Origin of the sequence: Sphingomonas faeni (assembly GCF_030817315.1) — a bacterium.
Lineage (GTDB): Bacteria > Pseudomonadota > Alphaproteobacteria > Sphingomonadales > Sphingomonadaceae > Sphingomonas > Sphingomonas faeni_C.
This window is the reverse complement of record NZ_JAUSZF010000001.1, coordinates 199,958-219,577: the sequence shown is the minus strand read 5'-3', so window position 1 is coordinate 219,577 and position 19,620 is coordinate 199,958. Positions and strand designations below refer to the sequence as shown.

The window sequence follows — 19,620 nt, the reverse complement described above, 5'->3', positions numbered from 1 at the left end:
CGAACCGGGTGCCCACCCCTTCCCAAGCAAGAGCTTGGGCCCCTTCCCCTCCCGCTTGCGGGAGGGGAGTTGGAAGGATCAATATATGAACGAGATGACCCCCTTCGCCAATCCGGTCGCCAAGACCGAGACGTTCGACCAGATCCAGATCGGCATCGCGTCCCCGGACAAGATCCGTTCGTGGTCGTTCGGCGAGATCAAGAAGCCCGAGACCATCAACTACCGCACGTTCAAGCCCGAGCGTGACGGCCTGTTCTGCGCGCGCATCTTCGGTCCGATCAAGGACTACGAGTGCCTGTGCGGCAAGTACAAGCGCATGAAGTACAAGGGCATCGTCTGCGAGAAGTGCGGCGTCGAGGTTACCGTCTCGAAGGTCCGCCGCGAGCGGATGGGCCATATCGAGCTGGCCGCACCGGTCGCGCACATCTGGTTCCTGAAGTCGCTGCCGTCGCGCATCGGCCTGCTGCTCGACATGCAGCTGAAGCAGCTCGAGCGCGTGCTGTACTTCGAGGCGTACATCGTGATCGAGCCGGGCCTGACCCCGCTCGAGAAGTACCAGCTTATGACCGAGGACGAGCTCCTCGACGCACAGGACCAATATGGCGAGGACGCGTTCTCGGCCGGTATCGGTGCCGAAGCGGTCCGCATCATGCTCGAATCGCTCGACCTCGTCGGTGAGCGCACCGCGCTGCTCGAAGAGCTCGCGGTCACCAAGTCCGAGCTGAAGCCCAAGAAGATCATCAAGCGCCTGAAGGTCGTCGAGAGCTTCATCGATTCGGGCAACCGCCCCGAGTGGATGATCCTCGAGGTCGTTCCGGTCATCCCGCCCGAGCTGCGCCCGCTGGTGCCGCTGGACGGTGGTCGTTTCGCGACGTCGGATCTGAACGATCTGTATCGCCGCGTGATCAACCGCAACAATCGTCTGAAGCGCCTGATGGAGCTTCGTGCGCCGGACATCATCGTCCGCAACGAGAAGCGCATGCTCCAGGAGGCCGTCGACGCACTGTTCGATAACGGTCGCCGCGGTCGCACGATCACGGGCGCCAACAAGCGTCCGCTGAAGTCGCTGTCCGACATGCTCAAGGGCAAGCAGGGCCGCTTCCGCCAGAATCTGCTCGGCAAGCGCGTCGACTATTCCGGTCGTTCGGTCATCGTGACCGGGCCTGAGCTCAAGCTGCACCAGTGCGGCCTGCCGAAGAAGATGGCGCTCGAGCTGTTCAAGCCGTTCATCTATGCGCGTCTCGATGCGAAGGGTCTGTCGATGACCCTGAAGCAGGCGAAGAAGTGGGTCGAGAAGGAGCGCAAGGAAGTCTGGGATATCCTGGACGAGGTGATCCGCGAGCATCCGGTCATGCTGAACCGTGCGCCGACGCTTCACCGTCTCGGAATCCAGGCGTTCGAGCCGGTTCTGATCGAGGGCAAGGCGATCCAGCTTCACCCGCTGGTCTGCTCCGCGTTCAACGCCGATTTCGACGGCGATCAGATGGCCGTGCACGTCCCGCTGAGCCTTGAGGCCCAGCTCGAAGCACGCGTCCTGATGATGTCGACGAACAACATCCTGTCGCCTGCCAACGGCAAGCCGATCATCGTTCCGTCGCAGGACATGGTCCTCGGTCTGTATTATCTGTCGATGATGAAGGAGAACGAGCCGGGCCAGGGGATGCTGCTCGGTGACATGGCCGAAGTGCACCAGGCGCTGAACGCTCAGGCGGTCACGCTGCACACCAAGGTCATCAGCCGCGTTCCGCAGACCGACGAGAAGGGCAAGCAGTACCTCAAGCGGTACGAGACGACCCCGGGCCGCATGCTGCTGGGCGAATGCCTGCCGCATAGCCACAAGGTGCCGTTCGACACCGTCAACCGCCTCCTCACGAAGAAGGACGTGGGCGACGTGATCGACGAGGTCTATCGTCACACCGGCCAGAAGGAGACCGTGCTGTTCGCCGACGCGATCATGTCGCTCGGCTTCCGCCACGCCTTCCGCGCCGGCATCTCGTTCGGCAAGGACGACATGATCATTCCGGACGCCAAGGTCGGTCTGGTCGACGACACCAAGGCGCTCGTGAAGGACTTCGAGCAGCAGTATCAGGACGGTCTGATCACGCAGCAGGAGAAGTACAACAAGGTGATCGACGCCTGGAGCCGTTGCGGCGACCAGGTCGCGAACGCCATGATGGACGAGATCCGTGCGGTGAAGGTCGACGAGGAGACCGGCCGCGAAAAGCCGATCAACTCGATCTACATGATGGCCCATTCGGGTGCTCGTGGTTCGCAGGCACAGATCAAGCAGCTTGCCGGCATGCGTGGCCTGATGGCCAAGCCGTCGGGCGAGATCATCGAAACGCCGATCATCTCGAACTTCAAGGAAGGCCTGACCGTCCTTGAGTACTTCAACTCGACTCACGGCGCTCGCAAGGGCCTCGCGGATACGGCGTTGAAGACGGCGAACTCGGGTTACCTGACGCGTCGTCTGGTCGACGTGTCGCAGGATTGCGTCATCATCGAACCGGATTGCGGCACGACCCGCGCTCTGGAGATGAAGGCCATTCTCCAGGGTGGTTCGACCATCGCGTCGCTCGGCGAGCGCATCCTCGGTCGTACGACCGCGGAGGACATTGTCGATCCGAAGACCGGCAAGGTCATCATCCCGTCGGGCACGCTGCTCGACGAGCCGATGATCACGACGATCGAAGGCCTCGGCACACAGTCGTGCAAGATCCGCAGCCCGCTGGTCTGCGAGTCGAAGATCGGCGTTTGCGGCAAGTGCTACGGGCGCGATCTCGCCCGCGGTACACCGGTCAACATCGGTGAAGCTGTCGGCGTCATCGCCGCGCAGTCGATCGGTGAGCCGGGCACGCAGCTGACGATGCGTACGTTCCACATCGGTGGTGCGGCGCAGCTCAACGAAACGTCGAACCTCGAGGCTCACGCTGACGGTACGGTGCAGTTCCGCGATCTGCGTATCATCGTCGACCAGCGTGGCCGTCGCGTGGTGCTCAGCCGCTCGGGCGAAATCGCGATCGTCGACATGGACGGCCGCGAGCTCTCGGTCGATCGCATCCCTTACGGTGCGTACGTGCTGTTCGACGATGGTCACATCGTGTCGCGCGGCGACCGGATGGCCGAGTGGGATCCGTTCACCATGCCGGTGATCACGGAGAACCCGGGCACGATCAAGTATGTCGACCTGATCGAGGGCAAGACACTCACCGAGCAGACCGACGAAGCCACGGGCATCGCCCAGCGCGTCGTGATCGAATATCGTGCGGCGACCAAGTCGAAGGAGGATCTGCGTCCGCGCATGACCCTGCTCGACGAGACGTCGGGCGAGACCGGTCGTTACATGCTGGCGATCGGCGCTACGTTGTCGGTCGAAGACGGCGCACAGGTGTTCGGCGGCGACGTCGTGGCCCGCGTCAGCCGAGAGTCTGCCAAGACGCGCGACATCACCGGTGGTCTGCCGCGTGTTGCCGAGCTGTTCGAGGCACGTATCCCCAAGGACTCGGCGATCATCGCCAAGATCTCGGGCCGTGTCGTGTTCGGCAAGGACTATAAGGCGAAGCGCAAGATCGGCATCCAGCCTGAGGATGGCGGCGACGTCGTCGAGTATCTGGTGCCGAAGTCGAAGGTGATCGACGTCCAGGAAGGCGATTACGTCAAGCGCGGCGACAACCTGATCGGCGGTTCGCCCGATCCGCACGACATCCTCGAGACGATGGGCATCGAACCCCTCGCCGAGTATCTCGTGTCGGAAATCCAGGAGGTCTATCGTCTCCAGGGCGTGAAGATCAACGACAAGCACATCGAGACGATCGTTCGTCAGATGCTGCAGAAGGTCGAGATCACCGACGGCGGCGACACCACGTTGCTGAAGGGCGAGCAGGTCGATCGCGAGGAAATGGACGCGACCAACGAGAAGCTCGAGAAGAAGCAGACCCGCGCACAGGGCAAGCCCATCCTGCTCGGCATCACCAAGGCGTCGCTGCAGACCCGCAGCTTCATCTCGGCGGCATCGTTCCAGGAGACCACCCGCGTCCTCACCGAGGCAGCGGTTCAGGGTAAGCAGGACATGCTGATGGGCCTGAAGGAGAACGTGATCGTCGGCCGGCTCATCCCGGCAGGCACCGGTGCAGGCCTCAACCGCCTGCGGGTCGTGGCCAACAGCCGCGACGCCGCGATGCGCGTCCAGCAGCGCAAGATGGCGGAGGTGTCGATCGTGGCACCGATGTCGGCTGCCGATGAGCACGCCGCCGAACTCGCGCGCTCGCCGCGTGACGCTGGTGGTGTGGGTGAAGATCCGCTCGCAGCGGTCGTCACCTCCGGCACCGGCACCGACGCGGATGCCGGCGAGTATCTGAACGAAGCCGAGTAATCGGTTTCGTCAGACGCCTTCCGCGCTGACTAAGGAAAAGGCCGCCGTCCGGGACACCGGGCGGCGGCCTTTTTCGTTTTGGGGCGCAGATGCAGAGAAGGGCTGATCGACCTTCAAAGCTTGGAAGGGCTTCAATCCAAAATTCCCCGGTGGGTTCGATGGGTTTGGCGGGTACAGCCGTCAGGTAAGCTGTTTCCCCGCGAAGGCGGGGATCCAGACTGGGCTCCCGCCTTCGCGGGAGAACAAGGAGGTGCCGCCGTCGAATTGCAAGTCGACTCTTACTCAAGAGGGACACCGACACGGTCCGGCGTCCACCATTCCGCAAGACAATGGCTTTCGATTTTGCGCCACCGTAGATGCCGGAACTTGTCCGGCATCTACGGGGGAATTTTGATCTGGCGGTCCGAACAAACCGTAGATCGACCCTCGCCGCCAGCACATGTGGCTTCACGCGGTGCACCACGGCGTCGGCAATTTCTCCGCAATAAATGAGTCGCATTCCCGCTGTACGGCTGTGGCGGGTGCCGTCGAAACTCGCTGCTGGGAAGGACTACATGGAGCCGAAGCGAAAGATCGTCCTCGCCACGATCGGCTCGCTCGGCGACCTGCATCCCTTCATCGCCATCGGCCTCGCGTTAGAGGCGAGAGAGTTCGCGGTGGTGCTGGCAGTACCGGCCGATCACGTCGGCAAGGTCGAAACCGCGGGGCTGACCGGCGTGGCGATCGTCGGCGGGTTCGATGCCCTGACCGAGACGTTGGGCATGCCCCCCGACCAGGTGGCAAGGCGGATCATGGCCGATCAGACCTATCTGATGAACAGGATTCTGATGCCCTGGCTGGCCGACAGCACGACGGCGCTGGACGACGCGATGGAGGGCGCGGTCGCGCTGGTCGCCTCGCTGTTCGTGTTTGCCGCGCCGATCGTCGCCGAAATGCGCGGCGTCCCGCTGGTCAACGTCCTGCTTCAGCCCATGGCGACCTTTTCCGCCTATGCGCCCCCCAGCACGCCCGACTTCCGGATGATGGCCCACGCACCGACCGGGCCGATCGGCCGCGCCTGGAACCGGTCGGTGTACGGGGTCATGCGCGGTGTCCTACGGCATCGTCACGGCCGCCACGTCAACGCGGTTCGCGTGGCACGCGGTTTGCCCCGATCGCGCCAAGCATTGCTGCTCGATACGCCTTTGGGAACCGACCTGACGTTGTGCTGCTATTCGCCTACCATCGCGCCGCGCGAACCCGATCTGCCGAAGATCGCGCGCGTTACCGGCTTCGCGATATTCGACAGCGATACGGGCGCACCCGAAACGCTCGATCCCGCGCTGAAGGCCTTCTTGTCAGCCGGTCCGCCGCCGCTGGTCTTCACGCTGGGATCCTTTGCCACGTTTGCACCAGACGACTTCTACACCACCGCAGCGGCGACGGCGCGAACACTCGGCCTGCGCGCGGTACTGCTGACCGGCAGCGACGATGAATCAGCCGGCAAAGACATCCACGTCTGTCGGTATGCCCCACACTCGTTGCTGTTCCCGCGGGCCTGCGCGATTATCCACCACGGTGGCGCCGGGTCGACCGGCCAAGCGCTGCGGGCTGGCAAACCGCAACTCGTCGTTCCGCACATGGGCGATCAGTACGACAACGGCCACCGTATAGAACCGATCGGCGTTGGCCGGACGCTGTCGGCAAAACACTTTACGACCGCGCGTGCCGGCGCCGCGATCACCGCAATCCTGACCAAGCGCGTGGCGACCAAGGCTGCGCAGATCGGAGCACGGGTTTTGCAGGAAAACGGCGCAGACGCTGCGGCGAACGAGATCGCTGCGCTGGTGACGACACGCAGCTGATCCGATTGGCGCTTTGCCGTGAATACCCGAAAAAGATCGTCGATGCCGGACGTTGCCGTCGGGCGCTTGCCCGGCTAGGCGAACAGCCGATGCGGTCGGCGTACCATCCTTCGTCGGACGAGACGCGCGGTTCGGCGCGACGGCGCAGTGCCGCGTTCGTGCTGACCGTCATTGCGCATATCCTGATCATCCTGCTGCTGCTGCGACTCGCACCTCCGTCGGTGGTCGTGAAGCCCGAAGAGCGGCGCGATCCAGTGACGTTCCAGCTGGCGCCGGACCAGGCCACGCCGACGCCCGAAAAGCGCACGCCGTCGCCGACCCGGCAGAAGCGCGCGAGCGGTGGTTCGCCGCAGCGCGCCGCACCGCGCGCCGCCTCGGCACAGGCACCCCCTGCCCCGCCGAAATCGCCGCCACCACCGCCGATCCAGATGCTCGGCGGCATGGAGATGTTCGATGCGGCGGATATTTCGAAGATGCCCTCGCATCCCGACGACCAGCTTGCGGGCGGGGACGGCGGCAGCGGTTCGGGCAAAGGCAAGGACAGCGGTTCGGCCTATGGGCCCGGCGAGGGCCCGGGTGGCGAGCGGCTCTATAAGGTCGAATGGTATCGCCGTCCGACCGATGCCGAACTCAACGGCTATCTGAAGAGCGCGCCGCCACCGAACAGCTGGGCGAGGATCGCGTGCCGGATGATCGCGAATTATCAGGTCGAGAACTGCCGCGCGCTGAGCGAGTCGCCGGTCGGATCGGGGCTGGCGCGCGCAATGCGCCAGGCCGCGTGGCAGTTCCGCGTCCGCCCCCCGCGTGTCGGCGGGAAGCAGATCCTCGGCGGCTGGGTCGAGATCAATATCGAGTTCAATTCCGGGAAAGCGCCGGATTAAGAGCGACGCAGGGCATCAGACATCACTGGTAATCGAATGCTTCGGCTCCTGTGACAGCGTCCGCGACAAGGTTTCGAACGTCCCGCCGTCGACCCGAATTTCGTTGAACGCGGGCGGACTGCCTCGTGTCCGTTTCGACAACGTGCCCGCGCCGATCATCCGGATGATCCGGCCTTCGCGCTCGACCGGTACGTCGAACGGATCATGGACGTGGCCGGACAGCACCGCGTGCGCACCGGCCTCGGCAAGCGCCGTCAGTGCCTCGTCGCCGTGACGTGTCTTGGCGGTGCCGGTGGTGCCGCCCTCGATCAGCGGATGATGCGCGCCGATGAAGATCAGGTTCCCCTTCGGCACGTCCGCGATCATCGTCAGCGCTCGCTTCAGCGATCCCGCGCTTACGCGCCCCTTCGACCAGTTCCACCGCCACTGCGCCCGCGCGGTCGTCTTCAGCGGCACCACCGTGACGCCGGGAAGCTCCAGCGGCTTCTCGATCATCTGCTCGACCGCTGCGTAGCGCTGGTAGGGCGCGAGCAGCCGCCGGAACGGGTCCCAGTAATAAGGGATGTCGTGGTTGCCGACCTCCAGCGTCACCGGCACGCCGAGCGACCGCAGCCAGTCGCCACCACGCTGGAACTCGTCCTTGGTCGCGCGCATCGTCAGGTCCCCGGTCATGATGACCGCGTCGGGCTTTTCCTCCGCCACCAGCTCGGAGAACCAGGCGATCGCCGCCGGGTCCTCCGCACCGAAGTGCACGTCGCTGACGTGGAACAGCTTCAGCGTGCGGGCCTTAAGCAAGTTCGGACAGCTTCGTCGGTTCGTGCATCGGGCACCCGTTGAAATTGCCGCGGAAGTCCGCCGACTGCTTATACGTTTCGTTGCGCGCGCGATTGACGCCGCCGAGCGGCTGGTGGGCGGTGATGCCGTGCCAGATGCTGTAGGACAGCGCATCGTCGGTGCGATCCGTCACACCGTGCTCCCACGAAAGCTGCGGCGGGATTTCGAGCGTCGCGACGGTAACGAACGGGCTCTCCGCCTCGTCCCAGACGACCGAGGCGTCCTCGATCGGCATCGTTTCGAGATCGGTGTTGAGCTGCACGCGGAACTCCCACGTGCCGCCATGCTCGATCAGCTCGTCGCGCACGACCTCGCGCAGCGCGTCGGGCCGCGAGGTGATGTCGACGGTATCGCCGGTCAGGCGCGTGATACCGGGCGAAACGGGAAACAGCGCGACCTTTGCGATATAGTCGCCGTAACGAAACGGCGTCTGCGAATAATAGGTCTCGCCGAGAGGATGCACGGGCTTGGCACCGCCGAGCGTCTGCAGCGTCGCCGACTGTCCGCCGACCGCTTCCAGCGCGGATTCGACGACGCGGAACGTGGCCGACATCGCCTTCTTCACGCCCTCGAACCGGTCCGTCGTCTTGGCCAGCAGCTTGAGGTTCTTCGCGAACGCCTTGGCGTCGGGCGCGGAGAAGGCCGGGCCGTTGACCATGATGAAGTCCTGCGTCGTGTCGCCATCGGACCCCGGCAGGCGCGCGCCCTCGACGTCGAGCACCTTGAGCGCGAGGCCACGTGGCAGGCTGACGCTGTCGTCGAGTATGTCGCCGGCATTGGTCGAGATGCGGATCACCGCCTCATGCGTACCGGGCCGGGCAAAGATGCCCTGGGCGAGTTCGGCCGGCAGGTCGTCGGCCACGGTGAAGGTGCCGCGCGCAATGCCGTGAGCCTTTGCGTGGACCGAGCGCACCGCGTGACCATAGTCCTGCGACGTCGTCTCCAGTATCTCCTGGAAGGACCCCTCCAGCGTCTTCAGCGTCTCCTGCTCGTCGGGCGCGATCGTCTCTACCGACGGGTCGAACCGAACGGGTTGCTTGCTGGGCATCGGGGTATCTCCTCTGGGTACCTAGCCGTAACCGCCTGAGTCGAAAGACGTTCCGCTCCCGTTGAAAACCCGGTGCGTGGCGAACCCGGCACGTTGCAAACCGGGCGCTCGCAGCCGATGAAGGCCGCATAAGGAGCCATCATGCAGATACCCGAGATCACCGCGCCGACGATCGCGATCGCCGGCACGAACGACCGCTTCCCCGTCCGCCGCATCTTCTGCGTCGGCCAGAACTACGCCGATCACGCGCGCGAGATGGGATCCGACCCCGATCGCCAGGAGCCGTTCTTCTTCTCCAAGCCGGCGGACGCGGTCGTCGCCAACGGCACGACCCTGCCCTTCCCGCCACAGACCGAAGACCTGCATCACGAAGTCGAACTCGTGATCGCGCTTGGTGCCGGCGGCAAGAATATCAGCGTCGATGATGCCGCCGCGACGATCTTCGGTGCGGGCGTCGGCATCGACCTGACGCGGCGCGATCTCCAGGCGGTGGCCAAGAAAGCGGGTCGACCTTGGGACATGGCGAAGGGCTTCGATCGCTCAGCCCCCGTCGCCGCGCTCACGCCGGGCATTCCCGCGATCACGGGCAGCATCGCGCTGACCGTCGACGGCGAGACCCGCCAGTCGGGCGACCTGTCGATGATGATCTGGAGCGTGCCGGAGATCATCGCAACGCTGTCGACCTTCGTCGAACTGGCCCCGGGCGACTTGATCTTCACGGGCACCCCCGCCGGCGTCGGCGCGATCCAGCGCGGACAGACCGTGTGCGCGACGATCGCAGGATTCGAACCACTCGAGGTGACATTCGCCGCCTGATCGACCATCGTCCCGATTATAAGAGATAATAAACAGGGGATTGCATGCCGGACACGCATGAAACAGCCGCCGACGGCTTTCTGAGCAGGGCACGCACCGTAGCCGCGCCCGGCTTCAACCGCTGGCTCGTTCCGCCCTGCGCGCTCGCGATCCACCTGTGCATCGGCATGGCGTACGGGTTCAGCGTGTTCTGGTTGCCGCTGTCGCGCGCGATCGGGATTTCGGACCCGGTCGCCTGCCCCAACCTTTCGCTGGTCGGCGCGCTGACCACGACGACCTGCGACTGGCGCGTGAGCGATCTCGTCTGGACGTACACATTGTTCTTCGTCGTGCTCGGCGCCGCCGCCGCCATCTGGGGCGGTTGGCTCGAACGGGCCGGGCCGCGCAAGGCCGGCATCGTCGCGGCATTCTGCTGGTGCGGCGGCATGGGCATCGCCGCGATCGGCATCGCGATGCATCAGTTGTGGCTGATCTGGCTCGGGTCGGGCGTGATCGGCGGGATCGGGCTTGGGCTCGGGTATATCTCGCCGGTGTCGACGCTGATCAAGTGGTTTCCCGATCGGCGCGGGATGGCGACCGGCATGGCGATCATGGGCTTTGGCGGTGGTGCGATGATCGGCGGACCGCTCGCCGACCTGTTGATGAAGCATTTCGCCAGCCCCGCTGGTTCGGGGGCCGGGGTCGGCGTGTGGCAGACGTTCCTCGTGCTGGCCTGCGTCTATTTCGTGTTCATGATGGCCGGCGCGATCGGCTATCGCGTACCCGCCGAGGGCTGGGCGCCCGCGGGCTGGACCGCACCGACCAGCGCGAAAGCCTCGATCAGCCGCTTCAACGTCGCCTTGTCGAACGCGCACCGCACACCGCAATTCTGGCTGGTATGGCTGGTGCTGTTCTTCAACGTCTCCGCATCGATCGGGATCATCGGCATCGCCTCGCCGATGTTGCAGGAGCTGTTCGGCGGACGCCTGATCGACGCGCCGGGCGTGCTGTTCACCGCGTTCGACGACGATCAGAAAAAGGCGGCGGCGGCGGTCGGCGCAGGGTTCGTCGGTGCGATCAGCCTGTTCAACATCGGCGGACGGTTCTTCTGGGCATGGCTGTCCGATCGGATCGGGCGCAAGCCGTTGTTCGCGACCATCCTCGTCGCCGGCGCGCTGCTCTATGGCCTGGCTGCACCAGCACTCGCCGGCACGACGCTCGGCCTGTTCATCCTCGTCTTCTGTATCCTCGCGTCGATGTACGGCGGTGGTTTCGCGACCGCGCCTGCGTATCTCGCCGATCTGTTCGGGACGAAATATGTCGGGGCCATCCATGGCCGGTTGCTGACCGCCTGGTCGACCGCCGGCGTTGTCGGGCCGCTACTCGTCGCCAACATGCGGGACCGCGCGATCGCGGCGGGTGTGCCGCGTGGCGACATCTATCCGCCGATCTTCTGGGTGCTGGCGGCGATGCTGGTCGCGGGGTTCGTCGCGAACCTGTTCGTGCGGCCGGTCGCGGCCAAGTTCCACATGCCCGCGGACGACCGGCCGATCGCGGTCGAGACGGTGGCCGGTGGGACGGTCACGGCGGACGCCGGCACCTCGCCGGTTGTCGTCTTCGCGTGGCTGGCGGTCGGGCTGCCGATCCTCTGGGGGATCTACATGACGCTGTCGAAGGCGTTGATCCTGCTCAAATAGGGCGCAACCTATCCGCGCCGGCATGGGTTGCCCCTGTTCACTCTACACAGGAGCAACCCATGGCCGACCGGCTCACCATGCAGGATCCGCGCACGCAATATCCACAGCCCCCCTTCCCGCAACAGCCGCAGGAAGCGCCGGGAATCGCGTCGAAGATGGACCCGAAGCCCGATCACGGCGAAACGAGCTACAAGGGCTCGGGCAAGCTGGCGGGACGCAAGGCGCTGATCACCGGCGGCGACAGCGGCATCGGCCGTGCCGCGGCGATCGCGTATGCACGCGAAGGCGCCGATGTCGCGATCGTCTATCTCGCCGCCGAGGAGGCCGATGCGAAGGAAGTCATCGCGCTGATCGAGGCAGAGGGTCGCAAGGCGCTCGCACTGCCTGGCGACGTGAAGGACGAATCGTTCTGTCGTGCCGCGGTCCAGCAGACGGTCGATGCGTTCGGTGGTCTCGACGTGCTGGTGGTCAATGCCGGGCGCCAGCAGACGCGGCCGACCGTCGCCGATATCTCGACCGACGATTTCGACCAGACGATGAAGACGAACGTCTATGCGCTGCACTGGTTCGTCCAGGCAGCCGTCCCGCACCTGCCCGCTGGCGCGGCGGTCATCACGACCGCGTCGGTGCAGGGCTATGATCCGTCGGACAATCTGCTCGACTATGCGACCACCAAGGCGGCGATCGTCGCGTACACCAAGGGTCTCGCCAAGCAGCTGATCGAGAAGGGCATCCGCGCCAACGTCGTCGCGCCGGGACCGTTCTGGACGGTGTTGCAGCCGAGCGGCGGTCAGCCGCAGGAGATGGTTGAGACGTTCGGGTCGAAGAGCCACTTCGGGCGTCCGGGCCAGCCAGTGGAGATCGCCCCGGTATATGTCCTGCTCGCCTCGCAGGAGGGGAGTTACATCACGGGTGAAGTCTACGGCGTCACCGGCGGCGCAGGGGTAGCCTGATCCCAATCCTCCCCCGCAAGGGGGAGGTGGCTGACACTTGCCAGACGGAGGGGGAGGTAAGGGTCACCGCCGTTGCGTGCTCCCCCTCCTCCGTCACCTGCGGTGCCACCTTGCCCTAGCGGGGGAGGATCGGTTCAACAGCCCCCGCCTCCACATCGCTATTGCACATCGTTATCAAATCTGTACCTGTGTGCCGGTGATCGTCCGGCAGCACCTTTCCTCTGACATCCTTGTCCCCCGCGCATGACTCGCGGCACGATCAAGACCTGGTATCTGGTCCATAAATGGACGAGCCTGATCTGCACGGCGTTCCTGCTGATGCTCTGCGTGACCGGTCTTCCGCTGATTTTCGAAGAAGAGATCGACGGCTGGTTCAACCCGCCCGCGGCCATGGCAACACTACCGGCAGACACGCCGTCGCTGTCGCTCGACGCCATTCTCGACCGCGCGGCAAAGGCAGCGCCCGGCGAGGTTCCGCTCTATATCAGCTTCGACGAAGAGCAGCCGATCGTCTACGTCACCACCGGTCCAACGCCCGATGCGGTTCCTGCGGCGATGCATTTCCTCGCCTTCGACGCGCGTACGGGCGCGAAGATGCCACCCTATGTCCCGGGCGTGATGGCGTTCATCCTCGAACTGCACACCGACATGCTGCTCGGCTTCTGGGCGGAAATCTTCCTCGGCGTAATGGGCCTGTTGTTCTTCGCCGCGATCGTATCCGGCGTCGTGCTCTACGCACCGTTCATGGCGAAGCTCGACTTCGGCACGTTGCGGCGCGGCCGTAGCAAGCGTCTCGGCTGGCTCGACCGCCACAATTTGCTCGGCATCGTCACGCTCGTCTGGGCGAGCGTCGTCGGCGTGACGGGGACGATCAACACGTTCGTCGTACCGATCACCGCTATCTGGAAGGCGAACGGGCTCGCCAAGATCATCGCCAGCGAGACGCGGACGCCACTCGGGTCTCAGCGCGCATCGGTGCAATCCGCGCTCGACGCCGTTCAGCGCAAGGCACCCGACATGAAGCCGCAGTTCATCGCCTTCCCCGGCGTCGTCTTCAGCAGCCAGCACCATTACGCCGTGTTCCTGAAGGGCGCGACGCCGCTGACGTCGAAGCTGTTGCTGCCGGGCTTCGTCGATGCCGCGACCGCGACGGCTCGACGCGGTCGTGCCGATGCCCTGGTACATGCAGGCGATGCTGCTCGCACAGCCGCTGCATTTCGGAAATTACGGTGGCCTGGCGATGAAGATCATCTGGGCCATCTTCGACATATTGACGATCATCGTGCTCGGCAGCGGGCTGTATCTTTGGCTGCGTCGTCGCGGCGGTCCGAGCGACCAGCGCGTCCGCGAAGTCGTGATGGCGGGAGAAATCGCATGACTCACAAGACCAATAGCCAGATCTTCGCGCTGCCGATCCTGCTCGGCGTATCGACCGTCGCGGGGCTCGGCGCTGGACTGATCGGCGACGGCGTCTGGGACGTCGGTGCAGGCCTGCTGCTCGCGTTGCCGCTAATGGTGACCGGCCGCTACTGGGTGCGCACGCCCGGACCGGCGCAGCGCCGCCAACAATTGCAGACCGCACCGATACGGCGATGACGCGGAGCCGGCGTGATACCGGCTCCACGCTAGTTTCAATTGTCGCAGTCGGGCGAACGACGTCAGGTCGCGGGCGTAGCTTGCCGGGTTGGCGCGGTTGCCGGCGTGCCGATGGCAGGAGCAACCGGCGCCTGACTGATCGCACCGTTAGCCGTTGGCGGCGGAGGAGCCACGCCGGCAGGCGGCGGCGGCGGAGCACCCGGGCCGCTGGGACCATCAGGCCCATCACGGCCGGGGCCATTATGACCAGGTCCGCCAGGACCATGCGGGCCACGCGGCGGGCCACCAACCGGGCCGAGCGCGGTCACCTTGCCACCGGGTGCCACCAGGAACGAGGCGTGGACGAAACCATCCTCGAACCGGCCCTGGATCGTCACCGGCTGACCGACCGCGACCAGGTTGCTGCCTTCGCCCTCCCGACCGAGATCGACCAGTGCGCGACCGGTGCGATCGGCCATCACGAACTTGTTGCCGTAGGTCTCCGCGACCGTGCCACGGATCGTGACGATCCCGTCGGACTGGAGCGACCGGATCGCGACCGGGGTGGCGGGCGCCATCGTCACGCTCGGGCGCGTGGCGGCGACGGTGACGGCACCGGCTGCACCACCGACCACCAGCAGACCGGCCGCGGCGAGTGCCAGGCGGTTGCGGCGGAGATTCAAGCGCGGGTTCGGCGCGGTGTGGGAATGTTCGGTCATTCGTCGTTCCTCTCATTGGTTGACGAATCACCGTCTAGGCGATTGCTCCCGACGCCCGCTGAACCAAGCCGTTCAGATTCCGTTGGGGTCTGAGGCATAGGGACAGGCGCATGAGGGTTTTATTGGTCGAGGACGACGCGGCGATCGCCGACGGGCTGGCGCGAGCGTTGCGCGCGGAGCATTTCGCGGTCGACGTCGCGAACAATGGCGAGGATGGCGGCCATCTGGGCGCAACCGAACTGTACGACGCGGCGGTGCTCGATCTCGGCCTACCCAAGCGCGACGGGCTGTCGGTCTTGCGCGAATGGCGTGCGGCGGGGCGCGACCTGCCCGTCCTGATCCTCACCGCGCGCGACGGCTGGTCCGAGAAGGTCGAGGGCTTCAAGGCGGGCGCCGACGACTACGTCGTGAAGCCGTTCCGCGTCGAAGAGGTCGTCATGCGCCTGCGTGCGCTGGTCCGTCGCGCAGCCGGTCATGCCGCATCGCGCGTCACCTGCGGGCCGCTGACCTTCGACGCACAACTCGGCACGTTCGAGTTGAACGGCCTGCCGCTGAAACTCACCGCCTTCGAATGGCGCGTCCTCTCCGCCCTGATGCTCCGCCGCGAAGTTGTCATTGAACGCGCCGACCTGATCGAGCGGGTGTACGAGGCCGACGCAGACGTGGATTCGAACTCGATCGAAGTGATCATCGGCCGGCTGCGGCGGAAGATCGGCGCGCAGATGATCGAGACGGTGCGCGGCCGCGGGTACCGGCTGACGGCGGACGGCGGACGGCGGACGGGGCGTGATGAGCATGTCCACCACACCGGCGAAGGCCGTGGCCCAATTGGGGGAGGTCGCTGATGGAGCGCAGTCCGCCATTACAAAAAACCATTCCAATTGAGCCCCGGCCTTTGCCGGGGTGGGATCTGGTTGTCGGATCGCTATACCTAGAAGGGCGCCCGTGATGAACCGCTTCCGCCTCATTCCCCGATCGCTCTTTGGCCGAATGCTCGTGATCGCAGGGCTGTCGACCGGGCTCGCGCTGCTGTTCGCGGGAGTGACGATCGGTCATGTCCTCGAACGCTTCGTCACGCGCGGGCTGGACGAGCGGCTCGACGCGCAGGTCGCGGTGCTCGCGCGCGCGGTGCGTCCCGATGCTACGCTCGACCGGACCCGTGCGGTCGACCTGCCCGAATTCGGCGTCCCCGGCTCCGACTTGTCATGGCAGGTCGAAGGCCCCGCCGGTCGCTTCGACAGCGGCACGACCCGCCCCCTGCCCCCCATCACAGCCCCGGCCCCCAAGCCGGCGCCACTGATCGAGGCAATACTTTCAGCCACGCAACCCGATCCCGGGCGGCCTCATCCTCCCGGCCCCGGCGGCCCCGAAGGTCACGCGCTCCACGCCGGTGACACGCGCGATCGCAGCGGCACTCGCCTCCACTCCCGCACGATGGACGTCGCCACGCCGCGCGGCACCGTGACGATCACCGCCGTCGGGCCCCGCCGGATCGTCGAGGAACCGCTGCGCGAGGCGATGATCCCGCTGCTCGGATCGCTGGCACTTCTCGGCGTCGGGCTCGCGCTTGCGACGCTCGTGCAACTCCGTTTCGGCCTACGTCCCTTGCGCGATCTCCGCACGTCGCTCGCCGCCGTTCACGCCGGTACCGAGCGCCATGTCCCCACCGACCAACCCGGCGAACTGCAACCGCTCGTCACCGAACTGAATGCGCTGATCGACCAGAACGCCGCGGGTCTCGCCCACGCGCGCCAACACGTCGCCAATTTGGCGCACGGCCTGAAAACGCCCCTCGCCGCCCTCTCGCTGAAGCTCACCGAGGCAGACGCCGACGACGATGTCCGCGACATGGTCGACCAGATCGACCGCCGTGTCCGCCATCACCTCGGCCGGGCGCGCGCCGATGCCGCCGGTACGGGCGCGAGGACGCAGACCGCGGTCGCGCCAGCGGTGGACGATCTCGTCGCAGTGATACGCCGCATCCATGCCGAACGGCCATTGGCCATCGAAATGCGCGTGCCCGACGACCTGAGGGTAGCGGTTGATCCGCAAGACCTTGACGAGATGATGGGCAATCTTCTCGACAATGCTTGGCGGCACGCGAGATCCGCAATTTCGGTAACGGCGGCGGCAGACGGGAGGCTGGCATCGATCGTCATTGCCGATGATGGCTCCGGACTGACCGAGGCAGCGGTGGCGCAGGCAATGCTACCGGGCCGCCGCCTCGACGAAGGCGATGTGGGCTATGGCTTCGGCCTGTCGATCACTCGGGAACTCGCCGAACTGAACGGCGGCACCTTGTCGCTAGTCCGGTCGCCAGCGCTGGGCGGACTGCTCGCCTGCCTCACGCTGCCTATCCGCGGCGCAGCCTAAAGCGGCCGAACGGTCACCGGCGCCGCCGCTGCGTTAGCCAATGTGTTGCGCAGCGGCAGCGTGAACGGTGCGGCTTCGATCTCGAACACATCGCCTTCCTGCGTCGTTACGCCTTCGCTGAACGACAAGGTTGCGGTGCCGAAGAAGTGGATGTGGATGTCGCCCGGCCGGCGAAACAGGTCGTACTTGAAATGATGCGCCTCGAGATTGGCGATCGTATGCGACATGTTCGCCTCGCCCGACAGGAACGGCTTTTCCCAGAGAAGTGCGCCGCCGCGGTGAATGCGGCTCATGCCCTCGATATGGTCGGGGATCGCGCCCGTCAGCAGTTCGGGACCCAGCGCTGCCTGACGCAGCTTAGAATGCGCGAGCCAGAGGTAATTGTGCCGCTCGGTAACGTGATCGCTGAACTCGTTGGCGAGGCACAGGCCGAGGCGGAACGGCGTGGCGTCGGGCCCTATCAGGTAGATCCCGGCAAGCTCTGGTTCCTCTCCGCCATCCTGCGCGAAGGCCGGACTGATCAAAGCGCCGCCGGGGCCAACCAGACCCGAACCGTCACCCTTGTAGAACCATTCGGGCTGCTGCCCGGTCTCGCCGGCTTCGGGCTTGCCGCCTGCGACGCCGTCGAGAAACATCCGCATCGAATCGGTGAGCGTATCGGCGGCTTGCGCGGCCCGGTGCATCTTGTCGCGGCCTTCCGCGGAGCCGAGGTGGGTCAGCCCCGTGCCGGTCATGATCAGATGGGCGGGATCGTCATGATCGATCGGCGAGATCAGGCGGCCGGCGGCAAGCTCGGCGGCGATGTCAACCGCCGCACCGGTACCGCATGCTTGGACTGCCGCCGCGAGATCGGTGCCATCGGCGATCGCGCGAGCCGCGAGATCCCGAACGCTGTCCACGCCCACGACCATGTTCGCGCCCGCATCGGTCGCGGCGATTACCGACCGCTTTCCGTCCGCCGCACGATGCTGCAATAGGCGCAATCTGGTCATTTTTACTTCTCCTGCTGACGAACGACAGCCATACCCTATTACTCTGACTTAATACAGCCGAACTAGCCGGCAAACTAGCTGGTGGTCAGGCTGACTATGCATTCTAAAAGACTTCACATCGTCGTTAATTGTCAGACCACGATTAGGGCGTCATTTTGGCGCTCAGTGCGTCGCCTGCTCCGGCAGCGCATTGGTAGTCCGCGAGCCCCAAACCGCGTAGAACAACACGTAGAGTTCACACGCCGCGGTCAGCAGGAACGAATTCTGCAAGCCGTAGGTATCGGCGAGCCAGCCTTGCACGATAACCAACGCGCCTCCGGCAATTGCCATGATCAGCAGGCCGGAGCCCTCCTCGGTCAATGGCCCCAACCCTTTAATACCGAGCGTAAAGATCGTCGGGAACATGATGGAGTGGAACAACCCGACCGAGATCAGCGCCCACATCGCGACATGGCCAGTGGTGAAGGTGGCGACGAGCATGACTACGCAGGCACCGATGCTTGCAAACGCAAGCACGCGTTCGGCGGGAATCGTGCGCATCACGACGCTGCCGATCAGGCGCCCAATCATCATCCCGCCCCACAGGACGAACAGGTAATGCGATGCCTGCTCATGCGTTAGGTTACCGATATTCGGCTGACTGACGAAGTTGATGAACAGGTTGGCGACGCCAATCTCGGCTATCAGATAAATGAAGATCGCCGGGATGCCGAACACAAGATTGCGATGCGACCAGAGCGACTGCCCCTTGCGATCCGCCTTGGCCGAACGCTGCGTCGCCGAACCCATTGCCGGCAGCGGGAAGCGCGCGATCACGATCGCGAGCACGACCAGCACGGCAGCGACGATCAGATAGGGTAACACCACCGACTGCGCGTCGGCTACCCGCTCGGCCTGCGTCAGCACCGCGGTCGAACCGGCGGCAGCAGTGCCAGAGGTCGAACGCCCCAGGATCAGATAGCCGCCGAACAACGGCGCTAGCGTCGCGCCGGCCGAGTTGAACGCTTGCACCAGGTTCAGCCGCGACGACGCGGTTTCCGGCGGACCAACGACGGCCACGTAGGGGTTCGCCGCGACCTGAAGCAGGGTGATGCCGCTTGCGATCACGAACAATGCTATCAGCGTGACGCCGTAGGAAGGTAACCGCGCGGCGGGCACCATCATCAGTGCACCTACCGCCATCAGTCCTAACCCGAACACCATCGCGCGCTGATACCCGACCCGCTCGATCAGCTTGGCGGACGGAATGGAGGCGAAGAAATAGGCGATGAACCAGACGCTTTCGATCAGCGTGGTCTGCGTGTAGCTAAGGTCGAACACGCTGCGCAGGTGCGGCAACAGCGTATTGTTGATGACCGTGATGAAGCCCCACATGAAGAATAGGCTGGCTAGCAGGGTAAGCGCGGAGCGGTAGCCCGAGGCACCTCCCGCGGCATGCACCGCTCCGGCGTCGACGGGTTTTTGCGTCTGTATCGGCATCGCCATAGTCGTTCCATCCTCCGTGCCATGTCGGCGACTGCAACAGTCTTTTCCCGCA

The 19,620-nt window shown here is 65.1% G+C and carries 14 protein-coding genes; 9 read left to right on the top strand and 5 right to left on the bottom strand.

The genetic code is table 11. From position 1 onward, the window contains the following. The first annotated feature begins 85 nt into the window (after nt 1-85). The 3 genes from rpoC (at nt 86) to QFZ54_RS01105 (ending at nt 7,097) form a co-directional block, all read left to right on the top strand. Nucleotides 86-4,372, top strand: a complete 4,287-nt coding sequence (gene rpoC / locus QFZ54_RS01115; protein WP_307083614.1) for a DNA-directed RNA polymerase subunit beta' — start codon at nt 86-88, stop codon at nt 4,370-4,372. A 554-nt stretch (nt 4,373-4,926) separates the two neighbouring features. After that, on the top strand, nt 4,927-6,216 hold the full coding sequence (locus QFZ54_RS01110; protein WP_307083612.1) for a glycosyltransferase: 1,290 nt from the start codon (nt 4,927-4,929) through the stop codon (nt 6,214-6,216). Nucleotides 6,217-6,305: 89 nt separating this feature from the next. Further along, on the top strand, nt 6,306-7,097 hold the full coding sequence (locus QFZ54_RS01105; RefSeq protein WP_307083609.1) for a hypothetical protein: 792 nt from the start codon (nt 6,306-6,308) through the stop codon (nt 7,095-7,097). Between the two features lie 15 nt (nt 7,098-7,112). Here QFZ54_RS01105 and QFZ54_RS01100 read toward each other — a convergent pair whose 3' ends face one another. After that, complete coding sequence (locus QFZ54_RS01100) at nt 7,113-7,892, bottom strand: metallophosphoesterase family protein (protein ID WP_307083606.1); 780 nt, start codon at nt 7,890-7,892, stop codon at nt 7,113-7,115. Then, nucleotides 7,885-8,979 (bottom strand): catalase family protein, encoded by a 1,095-nt coding sequence (locus tag QFZ54_RS01095; RefSeq protein WP_307083604.1) that lies wholly within the window; start codon nt 8,977-8,979, stop codon nt 7,885-7,887. The genes QFZ54_RS01100 and QFZ54_RS01095 overlap by 8 nt, the downstream gene beginning before the upstream one ends. 141 nt (nt 8,980-9,120) lie before the next feature. Here QFZ54_RS01095 and QFZ54_RS01090 point away from each other — a divergent pair, with 141 nt between their 5' ends. The 4 genes from QFZ54_RS01090 to QFZ54_RS20595 all read left to right on the top strand — a co-directional run bounded on the left by QFZ54_RS01090 (nt 9,121) and on the right by QFZ54_RS20595 (nt 14,020). Next, entirely contained in the window at nt 9,121-9,795 is a 675-nt protein-coding gene (locus QFZ54_RS01090) for a fumarylacetoacetate hydrolase family protein (protein ID WP_307083601.1), read from the top strand. A gap of 44 nt (nt 9,796-9,839) precedes the next feature. Next, nucleotides 9,840-11,471, top strand: a complete 1,632-nt coding sequence (locus QFZ54_RS01085) for an OFA family MFS transporter (RefSeq protein ID WP_307083599.1) — start codon at nt 9,840-9,842, stop codon at nt 11,469-11,471. 59 nt (nt 11,472-11,530) lie between these two features. Continuing rightward, nucleotides 11,531-12,424 (top strand): SDR family oxidoreductase, encoded by an 894-nt coding sequence (locus QFZ54_RS01080; RefSeq protein ID WP_307083597.1) that lies wholly within the window; start codon nt 11,531-11,533, stop codon nt 12,422-12,424. A gap of 243 nt (nt 12,425-12,667) precedes the next feature. Continuing rightward, nucleotides 12,668-14,020 (top strand): PepSY-associated TM helix domain-containing protein, encoded by a 1,353-nt coding sequence (locus QFZ54_RS20595; protein WP_444965511.1) that lies wholly within the window; start codon nt 12,668-12,670, stop codon nt 14,018-14,020. A gap of 62 nt (nt 14,021-14,082) precedes the next feature. Here QFZ54_RS20595 and QFZ54_RS01065 read toward each other — a convergent pair whose 3' ends face one another. Next, nucleotides 14,083-14,718: a hypothetical protein gene (locus QFZ54_RS01065; protein ID WP_307083595.1), complete on the bottom strand. Its 636-nt coding sequence runs from the start codon at nt 14,716-14,718 to the stop codon at nt 14,083-14,085. Nucleotides 14,719-14,828: 110 nt separating this feature from the next. Between QFZ54_RS01065 and QFZ54_RS01060 the strand changes: the two genes are divergently transcribed. Beyond that, nucleotides 14,829-15,563 (top strand): response regulator, encoded by a 735-nt coding sequence (locus QFZ54_RS01060; RefSeq protein WP_307083593.1) that lies wholly within the window; start codon nt 14,829-14,831, stop codon nt 15,561-15,563. 103 nt (nt 15,564-15,666) lie between these two features. Next, on the top strand, nt 15,667-17,091 hold the full coding sequence (locus QFZ54_RS01055) for a sensor histidine kinase (protein ID WP_307083591.1): 1,425 nt from the start codon (nt 15,667-15,669) through the stop codon (nt 17,089-17,091). Here the strand turns inward: QFZ54_RS01055 and araD1 are convergent. Then, a complete protein-coding gene (gene araD1, locus QFZ54_RS01050) occupies nt 17,088-18,083 on the bottom strand; it encodes an AraD1 family protein (RefSeq protein WP_307083589.1) in 996 nt (331 codons plus the stop codon). The genes QFZ54_RS01055 and araD1 overlap by 4 nt on opposite strands. Nucleotides 18,084-18,245: 162 nt before the next feature. Continuing rightward, nucleotides 18,246-19,568, bottom strand: a complete 1,323-nt coding sequence (locus QFZ54_RS01045; RefSeq protein ID WP_307083587.1) for a sugar MFS transporter — start codon at nt 19,566-19,568, stop codon at nt 18,246-18,248. Nucleotides 19,569-19,620: the final 52 nt, after the last annotated feature.

Excerpts from the sequence above, each read along its gene's own strand:
- QFZ54_RS01065 (WP_307083595.1), bottom strand. The coding sequence starts at position 14,718 with ATGACCGAACATTCCCACACCGCGCCGAACCCGCGCTTGAATCTCCGC.
- QFZ54_RS01085 (WP_307083599.1), top strand. The coding sequence starts at position 9,840 with ATGCCGGACACGCATGAAACAGCCGCCGACGGCTTTCTGAGCAGGGCA.
- araD1 (WP_307083589.1), bottom strand. The coding sequence starts at position 18,083 with ATGACCAGATTGCGCCTATTGCAGCATCGTGCGGCGGACGGAAAGCGG.
- QFZ54_RS01105 (WP_307083609.1), top strand. The coding sequence starts at position 6,306 with ATGCGGTCGGCGTACCATCCTTCGTCGGACGAGACGCGCGGTTCGGCG.
- QFZ54_RS01110 (WP_307083612.1), top strand. The coding sequence starts at position 4,927 with ATGGAGCCGAAGCGAAAGATCGTCCTCGCCACGATCGGCTCGCTCGGC.
- QFZ54_RS01060 (WP_307083593.1), top strand. The coding sequence starts at position 14,829 with ATGAGGGTTTTATTGGTCGAGGACGACGCGGCGATCGCCGACGGGCTG.
- QFZ54_RS01045 (WP_307083587.1), bottom strand. The coding sequence starts at position 19,568 with ATGGCGATGCCGATACAGACGCAAAAACCCGTCGACGCCGGAGCGGTG.
- QFZ54_RS20595 (WP_444965511.1), top strand. The coding sequence starts at position 12,668 with ATGACTCGCGGCACGATCAAGACCTGGTATCTGGTCCATAAATGGACG.
- QFZ54_RS01080 (WP_307083597.1), top strand. The coding sequence starts at position 11,531 with ATGGCCGACCGGCTCACCATGCAGGATCCGCGCACGCAATATCCACAG.
- rpoC (WP_307083614.1), top strand. The coding sequence starts at position 86 with ATGAACGAGATGACCCCCTTCGCCAATCCGGTCGCCAAGACCGAGACG.
- QFZ54_RS01055 (WP_307083591.1), top strand. The coding sequence starts at position 15,667 with ATGAACCGCTTCCGCCTCATTCCCCGATCGCTCTTTGGCCGAATGCTC.
- QFZ54_RS01090 (WP_307083601.1), top strand. The coding sequence starts at position 9,121 with ATGCAGATACCCGAGATCACCGCGCCGACGATCGCGATCGCCGGCACG.
- QFZ54_RS01095 (WP_307083604.1), bottom strand. The coding sequence starts at position 8,979 with ATGCCCAGCAAGCAACCCGTTCGGTTCGACCCGTCGGTAGAGACGATC.